Here is a 21,805-nt window from a genome sequence, read left to right on the forward strand (position 1 = left end):
GGCGCTCAGGCGCCCAGTTCGCGTACCAGCGAGTCGCGGGTGATCTCGCCGATGGACTTGGTGCCGGTCAGCACCATGGCCACGCGCATTTCTTTCTCGAACAGCTCCAGCAGGTTCTTCACCCCCGCCTGGCCATGAACTGCCAGGGCATACAGAAAGGCCCGGCCGATCAGCACGGTGTCCGCGCCCAGGGCGATCATGCGCACCACGTCCAGGCCGCTGCGAATGCCGGAGTCAGCCAGGATCTTCAGGTCGCCCTTCACCGCGTCGGCAATCACCGGCAAGGCGCGGGCACTGGATAGCACGCCGTCGAGCTGGCGGCCACCGTGGTTGGACACGACGATGCCGTCGGCGCCGAACTTGACCGCATCGCGGGCATCGTCGGCGTCGAGGATGCCTTTGATGATCATCGGGCCGTCCCAGAACTCGCGGATCCACTCCAGGTCGCGCCAGGAAATGGACGGGTCGAAGTTGTTGGCCAGCCAGCCGATGTAGTCGGCCAGGCCCGTGGGGTTGCCCCGGTAGGTGGAGATGTTGCCCAAGTCGTGCGGGCGGCCCATGACGCCCACGTCCCATGCCCACTGCGGGTGGGTCATGGCTTGCAGCATACGCCGCAGCGGGCCGTTCTTGCCGCTCATGCCCGAGTGGGCATCACGGTAGCGGGCGCCGGGAGTAGGCATGTCGACGGTGAACACCAGGGTGCGAACGCCGGCGGCCTTGGCGCGCTCCAGGGCATTGCGCATGAAGCCGCGGTCCTTGAGCACGTACAGCTGGAACCACATCGGCCGGTCGATGGCCGGGGCCACTTCTTCGATGGGGCAGACCGAAACGGTGGACATCGTGAACGGGATGCCGTGGGCGGCCGCCGCACGGGCCGCCTGCACTTCGCCACGACGGGCGTACATGCCGGTCAGGCCGACCGGGGCCAGGGCCACGGGCATGCTCAGGGTTTCACCGAACAGCTCGGTCTGCAAGCTGAGTTCGGACATGTTCTTCAGCACGCGCTGGCGCAGGGCGATGCTGGCCAGGTCCGAAACGTTGTGGCGCAGCGTGTACTCGGCGTAGGCGCCGCCGTCGGCATAGTGGAACAAGAAGGGCGGCAACTTGCGTTGGGCGGCGGCGCGGTAATCGGTAGAGGCAGAAATGATCATGGGCTCTCGCAGCTTGGCAGGTGAGTAAGGCCGGGCAATGTGGGCTGCCCGGCCCCTTTCACTTTAGTGATGAACCAGCATGCCGGTCAGCCAGTAGGCCTGCACCAAGGTGATCAGGCCGACGATGGTGGCGAAGAACAGGCTGTGCTTGACGGTGAAGCGGAACAGGTCGGACTCCTTGCCCACAAGGCCGGTGGCGGCGCACGCCACGGCGATCGACTGCGGCGAGATCATCTTGCCGGTCACGCCGCCGCTGGTGTTGGCTGCAACCAGCAGGGTGTCGTTCACGCCGATCTGGTGTGCGGTGGTGGCTTGCAACGAGCTGAACAGGGCATTGGAGGAGGTGTCCGAACCGGTCAGGAACACCCCCAGCCAGCCCAGGAACGGCGAGAAGAACGGGAACGCCGCGCCGGTGCCAGCCAGTACCAGGGCCATGGTCGAGGACATGCCGGAGTAGTTGGTCACGAAGGCGAAGGCCAGCACCATGCCAATGGACAGGATGGGCCAGCGCAGCTCGTACAGGGTTTCCTTGAAAGTGGTCAGACCAGTTTTGAGGTTGATCTTGAGCACGGCCATGGAGATCAGCGCCGACAGGAAAATCGCGGTGCCTGTGGCAGAAATCGGGTCGAGCTTGAACACGGCCGGCATGGCCGTAGGCGCGGCCACGATGGGGGCGGTCTTGATCACCAGTTGATCGAGGTGCGGGATGGCGAAGTTGAACACGAAGTTGTACATCGCACCGCCCGGGGCGAACGCGGCCTTGAAGGGCTTGAGGGTCCAGATCGTGACCAGCACCGTGAGAATCAGGAACGGCGACCAGGCTTTGAAGATTTCACCCAGGCTGTAGGGGCTTGGCTGGCTGCCACCGGTTTGCACCACGGCCGCGCCAACGCTGCCAGTGGCCGCTGCGAACGAGCGCTTGGGCTGCCACACTTTCAGGAACAGGGTCAGGGCGATCAGGCTGGCCAGGGCCGAGGTGATGTCCGGCAGTTCCGGGCCGATGAAGTTCGAGGTGAAGTACTGGGTGACGGCGAAGCTCAGGCCGGCCACCAGGGCTGCGGGCCAGGTTTCTTTCACGCCGCGCAGGCCGTCCATCATGAACACCAGCCAGAAAGGCACGAACAGCGACAGCAACGGCAGCTGGCGACCGGTCATGGCGCCGATGTGGAAGGCGTCGATGCCGGTGACCTGGCCTGCCACGATGATCGGGATGCCCAGCGCGCCGAAAGCGACCGGTGCGGTGTTGGCGATCAGGCACAGGCCTGCGGCGTACAGCGGGTTGAAGCCAAGGCCCACCAGCAGCGCGGCGGTGATCGCTACCGGCGCACCAAAGCCGGCCGCCCCTTCCAGGAAGGCGCCGAAGCAGAAACCGATCAGCAGCACCTGCAAGCGCTGGTCGTCGGTGATCGACAGCACCGAGCTGCGGATCACCTCGAACTGGCCGCTCTTGACCGTGAGTTTGTACAGGAACACGGCCGCGACGATGATCCAGGCGATGGGCCACAGACCATAGAGGAAGCCGTAGCCGGCAGCGGCCAGGGCCATGTCGACAGGCATCTTGAAGGCGAAGATCGCCACCAGGATCGACAGACCCAAGGTGATGCTGCCGGCGACGTGGCCTTTGAGGCGGAAGACGGCCAGGGCCAGGAAGAAGAATACGATGGGGATGACCGCCGCCAGGGCGGACAGGCCGAGACTGCCCAGCGGGCTGTAGAGTTGTTGCCAGGTTTGCATATGGGGTGGCCCCTAATTGTTGTTGGTCATGCGCTGGCCCTGGATAATTGGTAAGACCAATTTACAATGGCTCGCCGCTAGGTTAAAAGCGCACACGGGGGTGTGTCAATTTGTCCGAGGCAGCACTTTGGTCGAATGCCGATAAGCGGGCAGGTGATGTGGCATGAAAAACGAGCGCTGGTTGGTGTCGGCCGGCTGCGGATCGGCGAGAATGGATGCCCCGGATATCAGCCGGGATTCGTGGAGAGCGTGTGATGGTTTTTGATCAGGTCCGCCAGCGGCGCCTGTCCGACGACATTGTCGATCGGTTGGAAGGGATGATTCTGGAAGGCACGTTGACGTCGGGCCAGCGGCTGCCGGCCGAACGCGTGCTGGCCGAGCAGTTCGGGGTGTCACGCCCGTCGCTGCGCGAAGCGATCCAGAAGCTGGTGGCCAAGGGCTTGCTGGTCAGCAAGCAGGGCGGCGGCAACTATGTGGCGCAGTCGCTGGGCTCCACGTTCAGCGACCCGTTGTTGCAACTGCTCGAACACAGCCCCCAGGCGCAACACGACCTGCTGGAGTTCCGCCACACCCTGGAGGCGTCTTGTGCCTATTACGCTGCCCAGCGCGCCACTGCACCCGACCGGGCTCGCTTGAAGGAGGCGTTCGACGTGCTGCAGGACTGCTACGCGCGGGCAGGGGAGGTCACACGGGCCGAAGAAGGCGCCGCCGATGCGCGTTTTCACCTGGCCATTGCCGAGGCCAGTCACAATGCCGTGCTGCTGCATACCATCCGCGGGTTGTTCGACTTGCTCAAGCGCAACGTGGTCACCAACATCGGGGGCATGTATCAGCAACGCAGCGAAACGCGCGACATGCTGATCAGTCAGCACCGGGAGTTGTACCTGGCGATTGTCGAAGGTCGGGCCGAGGATGCGCGGGAGGTGTCCAGCCGGCACATTCTGTACGTGCAGGAGGTGCTTGAAGAGGCGCACGAAGAGGCGCAGCGGGTCGCGCGGGCGGAGCGGCGCAACGGGCACTAGGGGTATTTGTGCAGGCGAGTGTGCGCGTGAACAGCAGGCCGCTGCGGGCGACGTGCTGTTCATGGCAAGTACACATCCCTTTGAGGAAAAGATCGGGCAACTAGCTGCCCGTATCATCACTCGGCGGGGAAGGGGGCAAACGTTAGTCTTCCTTGCCCTTGTTGCGTACGGCCCGCTGCAGCTCGCGGTTGGAATCGCGTTCGCGCACGGTATCGCGCTTGTCGTATTCCTTCTTGCCCTTGCCCAGTGCGATTTCGCACTTGATCAGGTGCTTGCTCCAGTACAGCGCCAATGCCACGCAGGTATAACCCTTCTGCGCCACGGCCGCTTCCAGGCGCTCGAGCTCACGCTTGTTGAGCAGCAGCTTGCGGGTGCGGATAGGGTCTGCGATGACGTGGGTGCTGGCGGTGGTCAGCGGGGTGATGTGGCTGCCGAACAGCCAGGCCTCACCGTCCTTGAGCAGCACGTAGCTGTCAACGAGGTGCGCCTTGCCGGCTCGCAGGCTTTTTACTTCCCAGCCGGACAGGACCAGCCCGGCCTCGAACTTGTGCTCGATGAAGTAATCGTGTCGCGCTTTCTTGTTCTGCGCGATGGTCCCGGTCGGATGTTTTTTTTGCTTAGCCATAGGGACGGCATTATAGGCAAGTCCGCGCGTCGTCCGCTATGGGATTTCTGCGTGCTTGAGCCACTGGAATGAATACCGGACAATACCTGCACTGTCATAGGTACAGAACCTGTAATCGGAATGCTGCGAAGCACCGCCACCCAGCCTTGGAAGTGACGCCTGGATGACTACCCATATTCAACGCTCCGCCCTGCTGCCATACCCCGCCCAGGCCTTGTACGACCTGGTAAACGATGTGGCCAGCTACCCGGACTTCTTGCCCTGGTGTTCCGACTCGACGGTGCTCGAAGCCAGCGAAACTCACATGCGCGCCAAGCTCGAGGTGGCCAAAGGCGGTATCAGCCAGCACTTCGTTACCCGTAATGTGCTGGTGCCGGGGCAATCCATCGAGATGAACCTGGAGGAGGGGCCGTTCTCTCAGCTGCACGGCATCTGGGTGTTCAAGCCCTTGGGTGAGAAGGCCTGCAAGATCAGCCTGGACTTGTCGTTCGACTATGCCGGCTCATTGGTGCGCGCCACCTTGGGGCCGCTGTTCAATCAGGCCGCCAATACCCTGGTGGATGCGTTTTGCGAGCGTGCCAAGCAGTTGTACGCTGCTTCCTAAGGGTTGCAATCGAGGTATGGCCACACTCAAGTGGCAGGGAGCGATGACGCTCGATTGGAAGCGTCTCTTGCAGCAATGAAAAAGCCCGGACACTGTCCGGGCTTTTTCGTATCAGCGCGTTTAGCGCGTTTCCAGCGGTGCCGGTGTAGGCACTGGCGTGGTTTCGATGGTGTCGATCTCGCGCTGGATGGATTCCTCGACCGAGCCTGGTTTGGCCGGTTTTTCTTCCGGTTGGGCTGCCGGCTGCTCGCCGTTGGCACCTGGGCTGACCGTGGTGTCGCCGCTGCCACCAAGGATTTCCTGGTCGCGGCTGACGCCCGGCATGAAGTCGCCAGACAGGCTTACCAGCTGGTCGCTTTCATTGAAGAAAATGCTCATGCGTTCCTGTTGGCGCTGACCGCCACCAGGTTGCAGGCTGTAGAGGTAGTCCCACCGGTTGGTGTGGAACGTATCCTGAATCAGAGGGTTGCCCATGATAAACCGCACTTGCCGCCGGGTCATTCCCGGACGCAATTGGTCTATCATGTCCTGCGTGACGACATTGCCCTGCTGGATGTCGATTTTGTAAACCCCGGGAAACGAGCAACCGGCGAGTGCGAGCAGTCCCACGAAGGTGAGGCTGGTTAGCAAGAGCTTGGTGTTTTGCATCGGTGGGCGACTTCCACTATCTTGGCTGGACAACGTAAACACCGATCATACCCGTATTAAGAGAAGCTGCGAAGCAGCATCGGCGAGAAAGCTGACCATGGTTGAAAATAGCGAATTGCGCAAAGCCGGTCTCAAGGTGACCCTGCCTCGAGTCAAGATCCTTCAAATGCTCGACTCTGCCGAGCAGCGTCACATGAGCGCCGAAGATGTGTACAAGGCCCTCATGGAGGCAGGCGAGGATGTTGGCCTGGCCACCGTGTACCGTGTACTGACCCAGTTCGAAGCAGCGGGTCTGGTGGTTCGCCACAACTTCGACGGCGGTCATGCGGTGTTCGAACTGGCCGATGGCGGTCACCACGACCATATGGTCAACGTGGATACCAGTGAAGTCATCGAGTTCATGGACGCCGAGATCGAGAAGCGTCAGCGTGAAATCGTCGAAGAGCATGGTTTCGAGCTGGTGGACCACAACCTGGTCCTTTATGTGCGTAAGAAGAAGTAACGATTACTTCGTTCTGAACAGCAAAGGCGACCCTGGGGTCGCCTTTGTTTTTTCTGCAAACGGTGGTGGTGACCGTTATTCCGGCCCTGTGCCGAAGTGCCTCAGGCCTTGCCGCTGACCACCATCTTGCGCGCATGGGCCAGCGATTCCTTGGTCAGGTCGATGCCACCCAGCATGCGCGCCACTTCTTCGACCCGCTCGCGTTTGCCAAGGCTGGCCACGGCCGTGTGCGTGGTATCGCTCTCGCGGACCTTGTGCACGAACAGGTGGTGATGCCCTTGGGCGGCTACCTGAGGCAGGTGGGTGACGGTCAGCACCTGGCCGCGTTCGCCCAGGCGACGCAACAGCTGGCCCACGATTTCCGCCGTAGGCCCGCCGATACCCACGTCCACTTCGTCGAATACCAGGGTAGGAATACGCGACGTCTGTGCCGTAATGACCTGGATCGCCAGGCTGATCCGGGACAGTTCGCCGCCCGAGGCGACTTTGGACAGCGCCTTGAGAGGCTGGCCGGGGTTGGCGCTGACCAGCAATTCGATCTGCTCCAGCCCATTGGGTGATAGGTCGGCCGTGTCATTGGGCGTGAGCTGAATGCAGAAGCGGCCACCGGGCATGCCCAGGCGCTGGATTTCCTGCTCGACCGCCTCTGCCAGTTGCTTGGCGGCATGCTGACGCAACCCGCTCAGTTCGCGGGCCTTCTCTTTATAGTGCTGAGCGAATGCAGCCATTTCTTCGCCCAGGCGCTCCAGGGATTCATCGCTGGCGTTGAGCCCTTCGAGCTCCTCCATCAACTGCTGCTGCAGGTGCGGTAGCTCCGTGGGGTGCACCCGGTGTTTGCGCGCCAGGGTGTAGATAGTGTCGAGGCGCTCTTCCAGGGCCTGGAGGCGCATGGGGTCGGCATCGAAATTGTCGAGGAAGCGGTTGAGTTCGCCCACGGCTTCTTCCACCTGAATCTGCGCGCTGGCAATCAGGTTGGCCGCTTCCGACAGTGCCTTGGGGGCGTTGCTGGCAGCGCCCAGCCGGTTGAGGCTGGAGGTGAGCGCGCCAAGCACATTGCCCGAATCGCTTTCACTGCACTGGTCGATGACCTGGCGGCAAATGCCGAACAGGGCCTCGGCGCTGGTGAGGTTCTTGTGCTCCTGCTCCAGGTGCTCCAGCTCGTTTTCGCCCAGGCCTAGGTTGTCCAGCTCTTCGAGCTGGTAGCTGAGCAGTTGGTGACGGGCACGCTGTTCGTCGCCGGAATTGGACAGGCGCTCCAGTTCGAGCCGCGTCTGGTTCCAGCGCTTGGCCGCCATCTGTACTTGCCGGGCCAGGTCGATGGCCCCGGCGTATTCGTCGAGCAGACGCCGATGGGTATCGGCCTTGAGCAGGGACTGGTGCTCGTGCTGGCTGTGGATGTCGATCAGCAGCTCGCCCAGGGCCTTGAGGTCCCCAAGGGGGCAGGGTGTACCGTTGATATAGCCACGGCTGCGGCCTTCGGCAGTGATGACACGCCGCAGGATGCACAGTCCATCGCTGGCCAGGTCACGTTCGGCGAGCCAAGTGTGGGCCTCGGGGATGTCGACCAGGTCGAACGTGGCGAGGATGTCGGCCTTGTCGGTGCCGGGGCGTACCACGCCGCTGTCGGCGCGGTCGCCCAAGGCCAAGCCCAGGGCATCGAGCATGATCGACTTGCCCGCACCTGTCTCGCCCGTGATCACGGACATGCCGCGGGCGATTTCCAGGTCGAGGTGTTCGACGATGGCGTAGTTGTGAATGGACAGGTGCACCAGCATGAGGGCGACTCCAGAAAGTCATGTCTGGTTATTTATACAGTAGTTTTTTCCAGCCTGCCAATGCCCTTTTGGTGCAAACGCTTCAAGGCGTAAAAACCAGGCTGCCCCTTGAAGCTGTATTTTCCGGCCCCATATACGCCACATCACCGGCGAGCCTGGCTCGCAGTCCACCAAATTGCGCAGGAGATATCCCATGGCTGATGAGCAGCTGAACGAGAAAGACCTCAACGTCGAGCAAACCGGTGCCGACAACGCAGCTGATGCCCGCGTGCTGGAACTCGAAGAACAGCTGGCCGCGGCCAAGGACCAGTCACTGCGTACCGTGGCCGAACTGCAGAACATTCGCCGGCGTGCCGAGCAGGATGTGGAAAAGGCGCACAAGTTCGCCTTGGAGAAGTTCTCCACCGACCTGCTGCCTGTGATCGACAGCCTGGAACTGGCCCTGACTCACTCCAGCGCCCAGGACGAACACGTCAAGCAGATCCGCGAGGGCGTCGAGCTGACCCTGAAGATGTTCCAGGACACCCTCAAGCGCTACAACCTCGAAGCCATCGATCCGCATGGTCAGCCGTTCAACCCTGAGCACCACCAGGCCATGGCCATGCAGGAAAACGCCGAGGTCGAACCCAACAGCGTACTGAACGTGTTCCAGAAGGGCTACCTGCTCAATGGCCGCCTGCTGCGCCCCGCCATGGTGGTGGTCAGCAAGGCGCCGAGCGCAGCGCAACCTTCTATCGATGAAAAGGCTTGAAATCCTTTCGGGCATCCCCATCTAGGTGTCAAGCCTTCAAGTATTACCGCAGTTGGCCGCAGTAGCCGCTGCTACCTCATTCAAGTTTCGGGAGAGTTAACATGGGCAAGATCATCGGTATCGACCTGGGGACCACCAACTCGTGCGTCTCCGTGCTGGAAAACGGTAACGTCAAGGTCATCGAGAACGTCGAGGGTGCGCGTACCACCCCATCGATCGTGGCATACGCCAACGATGGTGAAATCCTGGTCGGCCAGTCGGCCAAGCGCCAGGCCGTGACCAACCCGCACAACACCCTGTTCGCAGTCAAGCGCCTGATCGGCCGCCGCTTCGAAGAAGACGTCGTACAGAAAGACATCAAGCTGGTGCCTTACAAGATCGTCAAGGCCAGCAACGGCGACGCCTGGGTCCAGGCCAGCGGCAAGGACATGGCGCCACCGCAGATCAGCGCCGAAGTTCTGAAGAAAATGAAGAAGACCGCCGAAGACTACCTCGGCGAGCCTGTGACCGAAGCGGTCATCACCGTACCGGCCTACTTCAACGACAGCCAGCGTCAGGCCACCAAGGACGCCGGCCGCATCGCCGGTCTGGACGTCAAGCGCATCATCAACGAGCCGACCGCCGCTGCACTGGCCTACGGCATGGACAAGGCCAAGGGCGACCACACCGTGATCGTCTATGACCTGGGTGGTGGTACCTTCGACGTTTCGGTCATCGAAATTGCCGAAGTCGACGGCGAGCACCAGTTTGAAGTACTGGCCACCAACGGCGACACCTTCCTGGGTGGCGAAGACTTCGACATGCGCCTGATCGACTACCTCGTCGACGAGTTCAAGAAAGAGTCCGGCATGGACCTGAAGAACGATCCACTGGCCCTGCAGCGCCTGAAGGAAGCTGCTGAAAAGGCCAAGATCGAGCTGTCTTCGGCCCAGTCGACCGACGTCAACCTGCCGTACATCACTGCAGATGCAACCGGTCCGAAGCACCTGAACGTGAAGATTTCCCGCGCCAAGCTGGAATCGCTGGTCGAGGACCTGGTCAGCCGCACCATCGAGCCTTGCCGCATCGCGCTCAAGGACGCCGGTATCGACGCCAGCAAGATCGACGACGTGATCTTGGTCGGCGGTCAGACCCGTATGCCGCTGGTTCAGAAAGCCGTTGCCGACTTCTTCGGCAAGGAAGCGCGCAAGGACGTGAACCCGGACGAAGCCGTCGCCATGGGTGCTGCCATCCAGGGCGCAGTCTTGGCCGGTGACGTGAAGGACGTCCTGCTGCTGGACGTCAGCCCGCTGACCCTCGGTATCGAAACCATGGGCGGCGTGATGACTTCGCTGATCGAGAAGAACACCACCATCCCGACCAAGAAGTCGCAGGTGTTCTCGACTGCTGACGACAACCAGGGCGCCGTGACCATTCACGTGCTGCAAGGCGAGCGCAAGCAGGCGGCACAGAACAAGTCGCTGGGCAAGTTCGACCTGGCTGACATTCCGCCAGCGCCACGTGGCGTGCCGCAGATCGAAGTGACCTTCGACATCGACGCCAACGGCATCCTGCACGTCAGCGCCAAAGACAAGGCCACCGGCAAGTCGCAGTCCATCGTCATCAAGGCCAACTCCGGCCTGTCGGACGACGAAATCGAGCGCATGGTGCGTGACGCCGAGGCCAATGCCGAGGAAGACCGCAAGTTCGAAGAACTGGCCGCTGCCCGTAACCAGGGTGATGCACTGGTTCACTCGACCCGCAAGATGGTCGCTGACGCGGGTGACAAGGTCACCGCTGAAGAGAAGACTGCCATCGAAGCGGCCGTGGTTGCCCTGGAAACCGCCGTCAAAGGCGACGACAAGGCTGCCATCGACGCCAAGGTCGAAGAGCTGTCCAAGGTCTCTGCACCGGTTGCCCAGAAAATGTACGCCGAGCAGTCGGCCGAACAGCCTCAGGGCGGCGCGCAGCAGGCCGAGCCGGAAGCCAAGCACGACGACGTGGTGGACGCCGAGTTCGAAGAAGTGAAAGACAACAACAAGCAGTAAGTCCTGCAAGTTGTCGGCCAGTGCACCGCCGTTTGGCGGTGGACTGGTAGGATGTCGCCGCGCGGGGGCTTGCTCCCGCGTTGACGTATCTGGAATTCGAGATTTTTTGCAGCATTTGTCAGCCCCCCGTGGGGAGCAGATGCTGACGGCGCGGCGCAGATGCCGGACGCCCAACAAGGTGCAAATGACCTATGTCCAAGCGTGATTATTATGAGGTCCTGGGTGTCGAGCGCGGCGCCACGGATGCTGACCTCAAGAAGGCCTATCGCCGGTTGGCGATGAAGTACCACCCCGACCGCAACCCGGGTGATAAAGAGTCCGAAGACAAATTCAAGGAAGCCAACGAGGCGTACGAGGTCCTGTCGGATGCCAGCAAGCGCGCGGCGTTCGATCAATATGGCCATGCCGGCGTCGATCCGAGCATGGGTGGCGGCGGGGCCGGTTTCGGGGGCGCTAACTTCTCCGACATCTTCGGTGATGTGTTCAGCGACTTCTTCGGTGGTGGCCGGGGTGGCGGACGCGGCGGCGCTCAGCGCGGCAGCGACCTGCGTTACACCCTGGAGTTGAACCTGGAAGAAGCCGTGCGCGGCACCACGGTCAGCATTCGCGTGCCAACGCTGGTCAACTGCCAGCCGTGCGATGGCAGCGGTGCGAAGAAAGGTTCCACCCCGTCGACCTGCCCCACCTGCGGCGGTATCGGCCAAGTACGCATGCAGCAGGGCTTCTTCTCGGTGCAGCAGACCTGCCCGCGCTGCCATGGCCAGGGCAAGATCATCACCGACCCTTGCGGGGCCTGCCATGGCGAAGGCCGGGTCGAGGAATACAAGACCCTGTCGGTCAAGGTGCCAGCAGGTGTCGACACCGGTGATCGCATTCGCCTGTCGGGCGAGGGTGAAGCCGGCGCGCACGGTGGGCCGACCGGCGACCTGTACGTGGTGATCAACGTGCGCGAGCACGAGATCTTCCAACGTGATGGCAAGCACCTGTACTGCGAAGTGCCGATCAGCTTCACCGACGCTGCGCTGGGTGGCGAGCTCGAAGTGCCAACCCTCGATGGTCGGGTCAAGCTGCGCATCCCCGAAGGCACCCAGACCGGTAAGCAGTTCCGCCTGCGTGGCAAGGGCGTGGCGCCTGTGCGCGGTGGTGGTGCGGGTGATTTGCTGTGCCGCGTGGCGGTGGAAACGCCGGTCAACCTCAGCCGTCGTCAGCGCGAACTGCTCGAAGAGCTGCGTGATTCGCTCGAAGGCGACAGCTCCCATTCGCCCAAGGCCAGTGGCTGGTTCGATGGCGTGAAGCGCTTCTTCGGCGATCTTTGACAAGGAAAAGGCTATGCGACGTATTGCAGTGATGGGCGCGGCAGGGCGAATGGGCAAGACCCTCGTCGAAGCCGTGCAGCAAACCGCAGGTGCCGGCCTGACGGCTGCCATCGACCGCCCGGACAGCACGCTGGTGGGTGCGGATGCAGGCGAGTTGGCCGCCCTGGGGCGCATTGGCGTGCTGCTGTCCGACGACCTGGTCAAGGTTGCCGATGACTTCGACGTGCTTATCGACTTCACCCATCCATCGGTCACCCTGAAGAACCTGGCGTTCTGCCGCAAGCATGGCAAGGCCATGGTCATCGGCACCACCGGGTTCACCGTGGAAGAAAAGCACCTGCTGGCCGAAGCGGGCAAGGACATTCCGATCGTGTTCGCGGCCAACTTCAGTGTAGGGGTCAACCTCAGCCTCAAGCTGCTGGACATCGCGGCGCGTGTGCTGGGCGACGACGTCGATATCGAGATCATCGAGGCGCACCACCGCCATAAAGTCGATGCGCCTTCGGGCACCGCGCTGCGCATGGGCGAAGTGGTGGCCAATGCGCTGGGGCGCGACCTGCAGGAAGTGGCGGTGTATGGCCGCGAAGGGCAGACCGGTGCACGTGATCGCAAGACCATTGGCTTTGCCACGGTGCGCGCCGGTGACGTGGTCGGTGATCACACGGTGCTGTTCGCTGCCGAAGGCGAGCGCCTGGAGATCACCCACAAGGCCTCCAGCCGCATGACGTTCGCCAAGGGTGCCGTGCGAGCGGCCTTGTGGCTGGACGGGCGCGAGCCTGGCCTGTACGACATGCAGGATGTGCTCGAGCTGCACTGAGCCCTCGGCCCAGACCAGAGCAACCTGCCGCCGATGATACGCACCCAGGCGTGTCTGGGCGGTGGGGCCCACCTCTAGCAAGTGGCTCTGGTAGCGGTCTGTCGCATTCATGTGTTTAAGAGGCACATATGCGGTAGACCGAAAACGCACTTTTCTGTAAGCTACAGCTTTAGTGTGTCCACTAAAAGCGCGCAGCGAATTGAATTCAGCACATAAAAGCGGGGTGACGTGTCCATACGTCACTCCGCTTTTTTGCAACCTGCGATCGCCCTTTCATGCTTGATTTTCGGGAGGTCTTCTTGACAAAGCCAGCCATACTCGCCCTTGCCGACGGCAGTATTTTCCGCGGTGAGGCAATCGGTGCCGACGGCCAGACCGTTGGTGAAGTGGTATTCAACACCGCTATGACCGGCTACCAGGAAATCCTTACAGACCCTTCCTACGCGCAGCAAATCGTGACTCTGACCTACCCGCACATCGGCAACACCGGCACCACGCCAGAAGACGCAGAATCCAACCGCGTCTGGTCGGCCGGCCTGGTCATTCGCGATCTGCCGCTGCTGGCCAGCAACTGGCGTAACACCCAGTCGCTGCCCGAGTACCTCAAGGCCAACAACGTGGTGGCCATTGCGGGCATCGACACCCGTCGCCTGACTCGAATCCTGCGTGAAAAGGGCGCTCAGAACGGCTGCATCCTGGCCGGTGACGACATCAGCGAAGAAGCCGCAATCGCCGCTGCGCGCGGCTTCCCAGGCCTCAAGGGCATGGACCTGGCCAAGGTGGTTTCCACCAAGGAGCGCTACGAATGGCGTTCCAGCGTGTGGGAGCTCAAGACCGATAGCCACCCCACCCGCGAAGTTGCCGACCTGCCTTATCACGTGGTGGCGTTCGACTACGGCGTTAAGCTGAACATCCTGCGCATGCTGGTCGCCCGTGGCTGCCGCGTCACCGTGGTGCCGGCCCAGACGCCCGCCAGCGAAGTGCTGGCCCTCAACCCGGACGGTGTGTTCCTGTCCAACGGCCCGGGCGACCCCGAGCCCTGTGACTACGCCATCCAGGCGATCAAGGAAATCCTGGAAACCGACATCCCGGTCTTCGGCATCTGCCTGGGTCACCAGTTGCTGGCCCTGGCCTCCGGCGCCAAGACCGTGAAGATGGGCCACGGCCACCACGGTGCCAACCACCCGGTTCAGGATCTCGATACCGGTGTGGTCATGATCACCAGCCAGAACCACGGCTTTGCGGTGGACGAAGCGACCTTGCCTGGCAACGTGCGCGCCATTCACAAGTCGCTGTTCGACGGTACCCTGCAGGGTATCGAGCGCACCGACAAGAGCGCGTTCAGCTTCCAGGGCCACCCTGAAGCGAGCCCAGGCCCGACCGACGTCGCGCCACTGTTCGATCGTTTCACCGATGCCATGGCCAAGCGCCGCTGAGTCTCCTGCTTCAAGGCCCCGGGCTGGCATGTGCCATGCCCGGATGCGCCTGACCCAGATTGTTCAACGCGGCTTGCCGACTGACCCCGGATTTGAGTGACAACCATGCCAAAACGTACAGACATCAAAAGCATCCTGATTCTCGGCGCTGGCCCGATCGTGATCGGCCAGGCCTGCGAATTCGACTACTCCGGCGCCCAGGCTTGCAAAGCCCTGCGCGAGGAGGGGTTCCGCGTCATCCTGGTGAACTCCAACCCAGCCACCATCATGACCGACCCGGCCATGGCCGACGCCACCTACATCGAGCCGATCAAATGGCAGTCGGTGGCCAAGATCATCGAGAAAGAGCGCCCTGACGCTGTCCTGCCGACCATGGGTGGCCAGACTGCCCTGAACTGCGCCCTGGACCTTGAGCGCCACGGCGTTCTGGAGAAGTTCGGCGTGGAAATGATCGGCGCCAATGCCGACACCATCGACAAGGCCGAAGACCGCTCGCGCTTCGACAAGGCCATGAAGGACATCGGCCTGGAGTGCCCGCGCTCCGGTATCGCCCACAGCATGGAAGAGGCCAACGCGGTGCTCGAGAAGCTTGGCTTCCCTTGCATCATCCGTCCGTCGTTCACCATGGGCGGCACTGGCGGCGGCATCGCCTACAACCGCGAAGAATTCGAAGAAATCTGCACCCGTGGCCTGGACCTGTCGCCGACCAAGGAACTGCTGATCGACGAATCGCTGATCGGTTGGAAGGAATACGAGATGGAGGTGGTCCGCGACAAGAAGGACAACTGCATCATCGTCTGCTCCATCGAGAACTTCGACCCGATGGGCGTGCACACCGGCGACTCGATCACCGTCGCGCCGGCGCAGACCCTGACCGATAAGGAATACCAGATCATGCGCAACGCCTCCCTGGCGGTGCTGCGTGAAATCGGCGTCGAGACCGGCGGTTCCAACGTGCAGTTCGGCATTTGCCCGAATACCGGTCGTATGGTCGTCATCGAGATGAACCCGCGGGTGTCGCGCTCCTCGGCATTGGCTTCGAAAGCCACCGGCTTCCCGATCGCCAAGATCGCCGCCAAGCTGGCCATCGGCTACACCCTGGACGAGCTGCAGAACGACATCACCGGTGGCCGCACGCCGGCTTCCTTCGAGCCGTCGATCGACTACGTGGTGACCAAGTTGCCACGCTTTGCCTTCGAGAAATTCCCGAAGGCCGACGCTCGTCTGACGACCCAGATGAAATCTGTCGGTGAAGTCATGGCCATCGGCCGTACCTTCCAGGAATCCTTGCAGAAAGCCCTGCGTGGCCTGGAAGTCGGCGCCTGCGGCCTCGACCCGAAAGTCGACCTGGCCAGCCCCGAGGCTGCCAGCATCCTCAAGCGCGAGCTGACCGTACCGGGCGCCGAGCGCATCTGGTATGTAGCCGACGCCATGCGTTCGGGCATGACCTGCGAGCAGATCTTCGACCTGACCGGTATCGACATGTGGTTCCTGGTGCAGATGGAAGACCTGATCAAGGAGGAGGAGAAGGTCAAGACCCTGGCCCTCACCGCGATCGACAAGGACTGCATGCTGCGCCTCAAGCGCAAGGGCTTCTCGGACCAGCGTCTGGCCAAGCTGCTCGGCATCACCGACAAGACCCTGCGCCGTCACCGCCACAAGCTGGAAGTGTTCCCGGTGTACAAGCGCGTCGACACCTGCGCCGCCGAGTTCGCCACCGATACCGCCTACCTGTATTCCACCTACGAGGAGGAATGCGAGGCGAATCCGTCGAGCCGCGACAAGATCATGATCCTCGGCGGTGGTCCTAACCGCATTGGCCAGGGCATCGAGTTCGACTACTGCTGCGTGCACGCCGCCTTGGCGCTGCGTGACGACGGTTACGAAACCATCATGGTCAACTGCAACCCGGAAACCGTGTCCACCGACTACGACACTTCCGACCGCCTGTACTTCGAGCCGCTGACCCTGGAAGACGTGCTGGAAGTCTGCCGCGTCGAGAAGCCCAAGGGCGTGATCGTGCACTACGGCGGCCAGACCCCGCTCAAGCTTGCCCGCGCCCTGGAAGAAGCCGGCGTGCCGATCATCGGCACTAGCCCCGACGCCATCGACCGTGCCGAAGACCGTGAGCGCTTCCAGCAGATGGTGCAGCGCCTGAACCTGCTACAGCCGCCAAATGCCACCGTGCGCAGCGAAGAAGAGGCCATCAGCGCCGCCGGCACCATCGGTTACCCGCTGGTCGTGCGTCCGTCCTACGTCCTGGGTGGTCGCGCCATGGAGATCGTCTACGAGCTGGACGAGCTCAAGCGCTACCTGCGCGAAGCCGTGCAGGTGTCCAACGACAGCCCGGTGCTGCTGGACCACTTCCTCAACTGCGCCATCGAGATGGACGTGGATGCGGTCTGCGACGGTACCGATGTGGTCATCGGCGCGATCATGCAGCACATCGAGCAGGCTGGCGTTCACTCCGGTGACTCGGCATGCTCGCTGCCACCTTACTCGCTGAGCAAGGAGGTGCAGGATGAAGTGCGTGTGCAGGTCAAGAAAATGGCCCTGGAGCTGGGCGTGGTTGGCCTGATGAACGTGCAGCTGGCCCTGCAGGGCGACAAGATCTACGTGATCGAAGTCAACCCGCGCGCCTCGCGTACCGTACCGTTCGTGTCCAAGTGCATCGGCACGTCGCTGGCCATGATCGCCGCTCGTGTCATGGCAGGCAAAACCCTGAAGGAGCTGGGCTTCACTCAGGAAATCATCCCGAACTTCTATAGCGTGAAGGAAGCCGTCTTCCCATTCGCCAAGTTCCCAGGGGTTGACCCGATCCTCGGCCCTGAGATGAAATCGACCGGTGAAGTGATGGGTGTCGGTGACAGCTTCGGTGAAGCCTTCGCCAAGGCCCAGATGGGTGCCAGCGAAGTGCTGCCGACCGGTGGTACCGCGTTCATCAGCGTGCGTGACGACGACAAGCCGCAAGTGGCCGGAGTCGCCCGCGACCTGATCACCCTGGGCTTCGAAGTGGTGGCAACCGCAGGTACCGCCAAGGTCATCGAGGCGGCGGGCTTGAAGGTGCGCCGCGTGAACAAGGTGACCGAAGGCCGTCCTCACGTGGTCGACATGATCAAGAACGACGAAGTGTCGCTGATCATCAACACCACCGAAGGCCGTCAGTCGATCGCCGATTCCTACTCGATTCGCCGCAATGCGCTGCAGCACAAGATCTACTGCACCACGACCATTGCGGCCGGTGAAGCCATCTGCGAGGCGCTGAAATTCGGTCCGGAAAAAACCGTTCGCCGCCTGCAGGATCTGCACGCAGGACTCAAAGCATGAGCATGACCAAATACCCGATGACCGTTCAGGGCGCTCGCGCCCTGGAAGAAGAACTGCTCTTTCTGAGCAAGACCGAGCGCCCGCGCCTGAGCCAAGCCATCGGTGAAGCGCGTGAGCTGGGCGACTTGAAGGAGAACGCCGAATACCATGCCGCCCGCGAAGAGCAGGGCATGGTCGAGGCACGTATCCGCGATATCGAAGGCCGTTTGCAGAACTCGGTCGTGATCGACGTGACCACCATTGCCCATACGGGCAAGGTCATCTTCGGCACAACCGTCGATCTGGAAAACACCGAAACGGGTGATCAGGTCACTTATCAGATCGTTGGCGAAGATGAAGCCGACGTGAAGAAAGGCAAGCTGTCCAACAGTGCGCCGATCGCTCGCGCCATCATTGGCAAGGAAGAGGGTGACACCGTTGTCGTCAAGACGCCAAACGGTACGGTCGAGTACGAGATTGTCGAAGTCAAGCACATCTGACCGGCGCCTGCGGGCGCCTTCCCTTGAGGGGATCCTCTGGCAACTGGCCCAGGTATTCTGGGTCGGTGGCCTGTGGGTGTTCCACGTGGGGTTGGTGCCTGCTTTGAAAGTCAGCGGCCTTGCGCCGTTACTGGTTCAAGACATTGCCGGGCAGATCGATCGTTGGTTGATCGGCGTGGCACTGCTCGGCTTGATCACCCAGCTGGCGGTATTGGCAAAGGTGGAAGGCCCGGCTGCCTGGTGGCGCCAGTTCCGTGGCCAGATGCTGTTGCTGGGCCTTGGGGCCTGCATCGGCTATTACACCTTGCGCTACGGAATCTCCGTGGGCGAGCGCTGGCAGATGTTCTGTTTCCTGGTGCTGGGCTTCTCCGGCATCGTGCTGGTAGCCCAGCCCGTCCCGCTCAGGGCGCGTCACGCGCGCCACTGAGCGGCGCCGCCGTTACTTGTAACGGTGGACGTTGGACAGCTGCTTGTTCGGCTGAGGGTTCTTGCGGTAGATCAGTGCTTTCTTGCCGATGGTCTGCACCAGCTCGGCGCGGCCGGCCTTGCACAGCGCGGCGATGGTTTCGGCACGCTCTTCGCGGTCTTCGGAGCGAATTTCGACCTTGATCAGCTCGTGGTCGGCCAATGCGCGTTCCAATTCGGCGACGACGCCTTCATTCAAACCGTTGCCAGCAACGATCAGGACCGGCTTGAGGTCATGACCAATGGACTTGTATTGCTTCTTCTGCTCGTTATTGAGCGGCATAATCTGACCCTTTCCGTCTGATTCTGTAAAATTGACCGGCATTTTACCCGAGGGCCACCGGCTCCGCCCAGTCAATCACCACGCATATCATCGAGGTGCCCCGTGGTACAACGTTCCAAAAGCAGCGCAAACTGGCTGCGAGAGCATTTCAACGACCCTTTCGTCAAACAGGCGCAGAAGGACGGCTACCGCTCGCGGGCAAGCTACAAGCTGCTTGAGATCCAGGAGAAGGACCGTCTGATCCGTCCTGGCATGAGTGTCATCGACCTGGGTGCAGCGCCGGGCGGCTGGTCCCAGGTGACCAGTCGTCTGATTGGCGGTCAGGGTCGACTGATCGCCTCGGACATCTTGGAGATGGACTCCATCCCCGATGTCACCTTCATCCAAGGGGACTTCACCCAGGACGAGGTGCTGCGGCAAATTCTCGAAGCCGTCGGCGATTCACACGTAGACCTTGTGATTTCGGACATGGCCCCCAATATGAGTGGTACGCCCGCGGTCGACATACCGCGAGCCATGTTCCTTTGCGAGCTGGCCCTGGATTTGGCAACCCGCGTGCTGCGGCCCGGCGGTGATTTTTTGATCAAGATCTTCCAGGGTGAAGGTTTCGATGTGTACCTCAAGGACGTGCGAACCAAGTTCGACAAGGTACAGATGCGCAAACCGTCTTCATCGCGGGACCGCTCCCGCGAGCAGTACCTGCTTGGCAAGGGGTTCAAAGGCGCGTGAACGGTACGAAGCGCAGCGGCCGATAGTTAATTCCAATCGGTCACGGCGTCAGGATCGTCCGAACTTCGTGTAGTCTGGATTTCACAAAGGGTTACAGACGGTGCCTGCGGTTGCGTGGGCAATGTAGTAAGTTAGGGCGATGAATATCATGCGAGGCACGGCTGCGTCGTGCGCCGGCCTCAGAGGGTAGCGAATTGAACGACATGGCAAAGAATCTGATCCTGTGGTTGATCATCGCAGCTGTCCTGGTGACGGTGATGAACAACTTCTCCAGCCCTAACGAGCCGCAGACCCTCAATTACTCCGACTTCATCCAGCAGGTCAAGGATGGCAAGGTCGAGCGAGTGACCGTCGACGGTTACATCATCACCGGCAAGCGCTCCGACGGCGATAGCTTCAAGACCGTGCGCCCGGCGATCACCGACAATGGCCTGATCGGCGACCTGGTGGACAACCACGTGACCGTCGAAGGCAAGCAGCCCGAGCAACAGAGCATCTGGACCCAGTTGCTGGTCGCCAGCTTCCCGATCCTGGTGATCATCGCCGTGTTCATGTTCTTCATGCGCCAGATGCAAGGCGGGGCGGGCGGCAAGGGTGGCCCCATGAGCTTTGGCAAGAGCAAGGCGCGCCTGCTCTCCGAAGATCAGGTCAAGACCACCCTGGCTGACGTCGCCGGCTGCGACGAGGCCAAGGAAGAAGTAGGCGAGCTGGTCGAGTTCCTGCGCGACCCGGGCAAGTTCCAGCGCCTGGGTGGCCGCATTCCCCGCGGTGTGCTGATGGTCGGCCCTCCCGGTACCGGTAAGACCCTGCTGGCCAAGGCCATTGCAGGTGAGGCCAAGGTGCCGTTCTTCACCATTTCCGGTTCGGACTTCGTGGAAATGTTCGTCGGTGTCGGTGCCAGCCGTGTGCGCGACATGTTCGAACAGGCCAAGAAGCACGCCCCGTGCATCATCTTCATCGACGAGATCGACGCCGTCGGCCGCCACCGTGGTGCTGGCATGGGCGGGGGCCACGACGAGCGTGAGCAGACCCTCAACCAGTTGCTGGTAGAGATGGACGGCTTCGAGATGAACGATGGCATCATCGTCATTGCCGCGACTAACCGCCCTGACGTGCTCGACCCCGCGCTGCTGCGTCCCGGGCGCTTCGACCGTCAGGTTGTTGTAGGCCTGCCGGACATCCGTGGTCGTGAGCAGATCCTCAAGGTGCACATGCGCAAGGCGCCGATTGGCGACAACGTCAACCCGGCCGTCATTGCCCGTGGTACGCCTGGCTTCTCCGGTGCCGACCTTGCCAACCTGGTCAACGAAGCCGCTCTGTTTGCCGCCCGCTCCAACAAGCGCCTGGTCGACATGAAGGAGTTCGAGCTGGCCAAGGACAAGATCATGATGGGCGCCGAGCGCAAAACCATGGTCATGTCCGAGAAGGAAAAACAGAACACCGCCTACCACGAAGCCGGCCATGCGATCGTAGGTCGCCTGGTGCCTGAGCACGATCCGGTCTACAAGGTGTCGATCATCCCGCGGGGTCGTGCGCTGGGTGTGACCATGTTCCTGCCCGAAGAAGATCGCTACAGCCTGTCCAAGCGTGCGCTGATCAGCCAGATCTGCTCCCTGTACGGCGGTCGTATCGCCGAGGAGATGACCCTGGGCTTCGACGGCGTCACCACCGGCGCTTCCAACGACATCATGCGTGCCAGCCAGATTGCGCGAAACATGGTCACCAAGTGGGGCTTGTCCGAGAAGCTGGGCCCGCTGATGTATGCCGAGGAAGACGGCGAAGTGTTCCTGGGTCGTAGCGCAGGTGGCCAGCAGACCAGCGTCTCCGGTGAGACGGCCAAGCTGATCGACTCCGAAGTGCGCAGCATCATCGACCAGTGCTACGCGACCGCCAAGCAGCTGTTGACCGAAAACCGCGACAAGCTCGATGCGATGGCCGAGGCCTTGATGAAGTACGAAACCATCGACGCCGAGCAGATCGACGATATCATGGCGGGCCGTACGCCTCGCGAACCTCGCGATTGGGATGATGATTCGGCTTCCGGTACACCGGCTGCCCAGGGTGATCGCCCGGAATCGCCAATCGGTGGTCCAGCGGCTCAACACTAAGGGCAT

Annotated in this window: 19 protein-coding genes; 13 read left to right on the plus strand and 6 right to left on the minus strand. The window is 61.9% G+C overall.

The window, feature by feature from the left end:
- Positions 1-5: 5 nt before the first annotated feature.
- Both lldD and B2J77_RS03175 read right to left on the minus strand, forming a co-directional pair.
- The gene (lldD, locus tag B2J77_RS03170; protein ID WP_078477977.1) at positions 6-1,151 is read right to left on the minus strand and encodes an FMN-dependent L-lactate dehydrogenase LldD; all 1,146 of its coding nucleotides are present in this window, start codon (positions 1,149-1,151) and stop codon (positions 6-8) included.
- A 63-nt stretch (positions 1,152-1,214) separates the two neighbouring features.
- Positions 1,215-2,885: a lactate permease LctP family transporter gene (locus B2J77_RS03175; protein ID WP_058604770.1), complete on the minus strand. Its 1,671-nt coding sequence runs from the start codon at positions 2,883-2,885 to the stop codon at positions 1,215-1,217.
- A 254-nt stretch (positions 2,886-3,139) separates the two neighbouring features.
- Between B2J77_RS03175 and B2J77_RS03180 the strand changes: the two genes are divergently transcribed.
- Positions 3,140-3,907, plus strand: coding sequence for an FCD domain-containing protein (locus B2J77_RS03180; RefSeq protein WP_058604769.1), 768 nt, complete (start codon positions 3,140-3,142; stop codon positions 3,905-3,907).
- A 142-nt stretch (positions 3,908-4,049) separates the two neighbouring features.
- Here B2J77_RS03180 and smpB read toward each other — a convergent pair whose 3' ends face one another.
- Positions 4,050-4,532, minus strand: a complete 483-nt coding sequence (gene smpB, locus B2J77_RS03185) for an SsrA-binding protein SmpB (protein WP_023533119.1) — start codon at positions 4,530-4,532, stop codon at positions 4,050-4,052.
- Between the two features lie 163 nt (positions 4,533-4,695).
- Here smpB and B2J77_RS03190 point away from each other — a divergent pair, with 163 nt between their 5' ends.
- Complete coding sequence (locus B2J77_RS03190) at positions 4,696-5,136, plus strand: type II toxin-antitoxin system RatA family toxin (protein ID WP_023533169.1); 441 nt, start codon at positions 4,696-4,698, stop codon at positions 5,134-5,136.
- A 120-nt stretch (positions 5,137-5,256) separates the two neighbouring features.
- Here B2J77_RS03190 and B2J77_RS03195 read toward each other — a convergent pair whose 3' ends face one another.
- On the minus strand, positions 5,257-5,784 hold the full coding sequence (locus tag B2J77_RS03195) for an outer membrane protein assembly factor BamE (protein WP_023533140.1): 528 nt from the start codon (positions 5,782-5,784) through the stop codon (positions 5,257-5,259).
- Between the two features lie 97 nt (positions 5,785-5,881).
- On the opposite strand from B2J77_RS03195, the gene fur reads away from it, so the two are divergent.
- Positions 5,882-6,286, plus strand: a complete 405-nt coding sequence (fur, locus tag B2J77_RS03200) for a ferric iron uptake transcriptional regulator (RefSeq protein ID WP_023533128.1) — start codon at positions 5,882-5,884, stop codon at positions 6,284-6,286.
- Positions 6,287-6,387: 101 nt separating this feature from the next.
- On the opposite strand, the gene recN is transcribed toward fur, so the two are convergent.
- Positions 6,388-8,061 (minus strand): DNA repair protein RecN, encoded by a 1,674-nt coding sequence (recN, locus tag B2J77_RS03205; RefSeq protein ID WP_023533129.1) that lies wholly within the window; start codon positions 8,059-8,061, stop codon positions 6,388-6,390.
- Positions 8,062-8,254: 193 nt separating this feature from the next.
- On the opposite strand from recN, the gene grpE reads away from it, so the two are divergent.
- The 8 genes from grpE (at position 8,255) to B2J77_RS03245 (ending at position 18,641) form a co-directional block, all read left to right on the plus strand.
- Positions 8,255-8,812, plus strand: coding sequence for a nucleotide exchange factor GrpE (gene grpE / locus B2J77_RS03210; RefSeq protein WP_078477978.1), 558 nt, complete (start codon positions 8,255-8,257; stop codon positions 8,810-8,812).
- Between the two features lie 101 nt (positions 8,813-8,913).
- On the plus strand, positions 8,914-10,839 hold the full coding sequence (gene dnaK, locus B2J77_RS03215; RefSeq protein WP_058639199.1) for a molecular chaperone DnaK: 1,926 nt from the start codon (positions 8,914-8,916) through the stop codon (positions 10,837-10,839).
- A gap of 191 nt (positions 10,840-11,030) precedes the next feature.
- Positions 11,031-12,155, plus strand: a complete 1,125-nt coding sequence (gene dnaJ, locus B2J77_RS03220) for a molecular chaperone DnaJ (RefSeq protein ID WP_023533145.1) — start codon at positions 11,031-11,033, stop codon at positions 12,153-12,155.
- 13 nt (positions 12,156-12,168) lie between these two features.
- Positions 12,169-12,972 (plus strand): 4-hydroxy-tetrahydrodipicolinate reductase, encoded by an 804-nt coding sequence (gene dapB / locus B2J77_RS03225; protein ID WP_058604766.1) that lies wholly within the window; start codon positions 12,169-12,171, stop codon positions 12,970-12,972.
- Between the two features lie 299 nt (positions 12,973-13,271).
- Positions 13,272-14,408 carry a glutamine-hydrolyzing carbamoyl-phosphate synthase small subunit gene (gene carA / locus B2J77_RS03230; RefSeq protein WP_058604765.1) on the plus strand — a complete coding sequence of 379 codons (1,137 nt, stop codon included), beginning with the start codon at positions 13,272-13,274 and terminating at the stop codon, positions 14,406-14,408.
- Between the two features lie 105 nt (positions 14,409-14,513).
- Positions 14,514-17,735 carry a carbamoyl-phosphate synthase large subunit gene (gene carB, locus B2J77_RS03235; RefSeq protein ID WP_078477979.1) on the plus strand — a complete coding sequence of 1,074 codons (3,222 nt, stop codon included), beginning with the start codon at positions 14,514-14,516 and terminating at the stop codon, positions 17,733-17,735.
- Positions 17,732-18,214: a transcription elongation factor GreA gene (greA, locus tag B2J77_RS03240; RefSeq protein ID WP_178091239.1), complete on the plus strand. Its 483-nt coding sequence runs from the start codon at positions 17,732-17,734 to the stop codon at positions 18,212-18,214. The genes carB and greA overlap by 4 nt, the downstream gene beginning before the upstream one ends.
- Positions 18,192-18,641: an MFS transporter gene (locus B2J77_RS03245; protein ID WP_078477980.1), complete on the plus strand. Its 450-nt coding sequence runs from the start codon at positions 18,192-18,194 to the stop codon at positions 18,639-18,641. Before greA ends, B2J77_RS03245 begins: the two co-directional genes overlap by 23 nt.
- 12 nt (positions 18,642-18,653) lie before the next feature.
- Here B2J77_RS03245 and yhbY read toward each other — a convergent pair whose 3' ends face one another.
- Entirely contained in the window at positions 18,654-18,962 is a 309-nt protein-coding gene (gene yhbY, locus B2J77_RS03250) for a ribosome assembly RNA-binding protein YhbY (RefSeq protein WP_023533185.1), read from the minus strand.
- A 102-nt stretch (positions 18,963-19,064) separates the two neighbouring features.
- Here yhbY and rlmE point away from each other — a divergent pair, with 102 nt between their 5' ends.
- Together rlmE and ftsH are read left to right on the plus strand one after the other, a co-directional pair.
- Positions 19,065-19,691 carry a 23S rRNA (uridine(2552)-2'-O)-methyltransferase RlmE gene (gene rlmE, locus B2J77_RS03255; RefSeq protein WP_027915415.1) on the plus strand — a complete coding sequence of 209 codons (627 nt, stop codon included), beginning with the start codon at positions 19,065-19,067 and terminating at the stop codon, positions 19,689-19,691.
- A 203-nt stretch (positions 19,692-19,894) separates the two neighbouring features.
- The gene (ftsH, locus tag B2J77_RS03260; RefSeq protein WP_058604763.1) at positions 19,895-21,799 is read left to right on the plus strand and encodes an ATP-dependent zinc metalloprotease FtsH; all 1,905 of its coding nucleotides are present in this window, start codon (positions 19,895-19,897) and stop codon (positions 21,797-21,799) included.
- The last annotated feature ends 6 nt before the right edge of the window (positions 21,800-21,805 follow it).

Source organism: Pseudomonas parafulva, from assembly GCF_002021815.1.
In the GTDB taxonomy this organism is placed as follows: domain Bacteria; phylum Pseudomonadota; class Gammaproteobacteria; order Pseudomonadales; family Pseudomonadaceae; genus Aquipseudomonas; species Aquipseudomonas parafulva_B.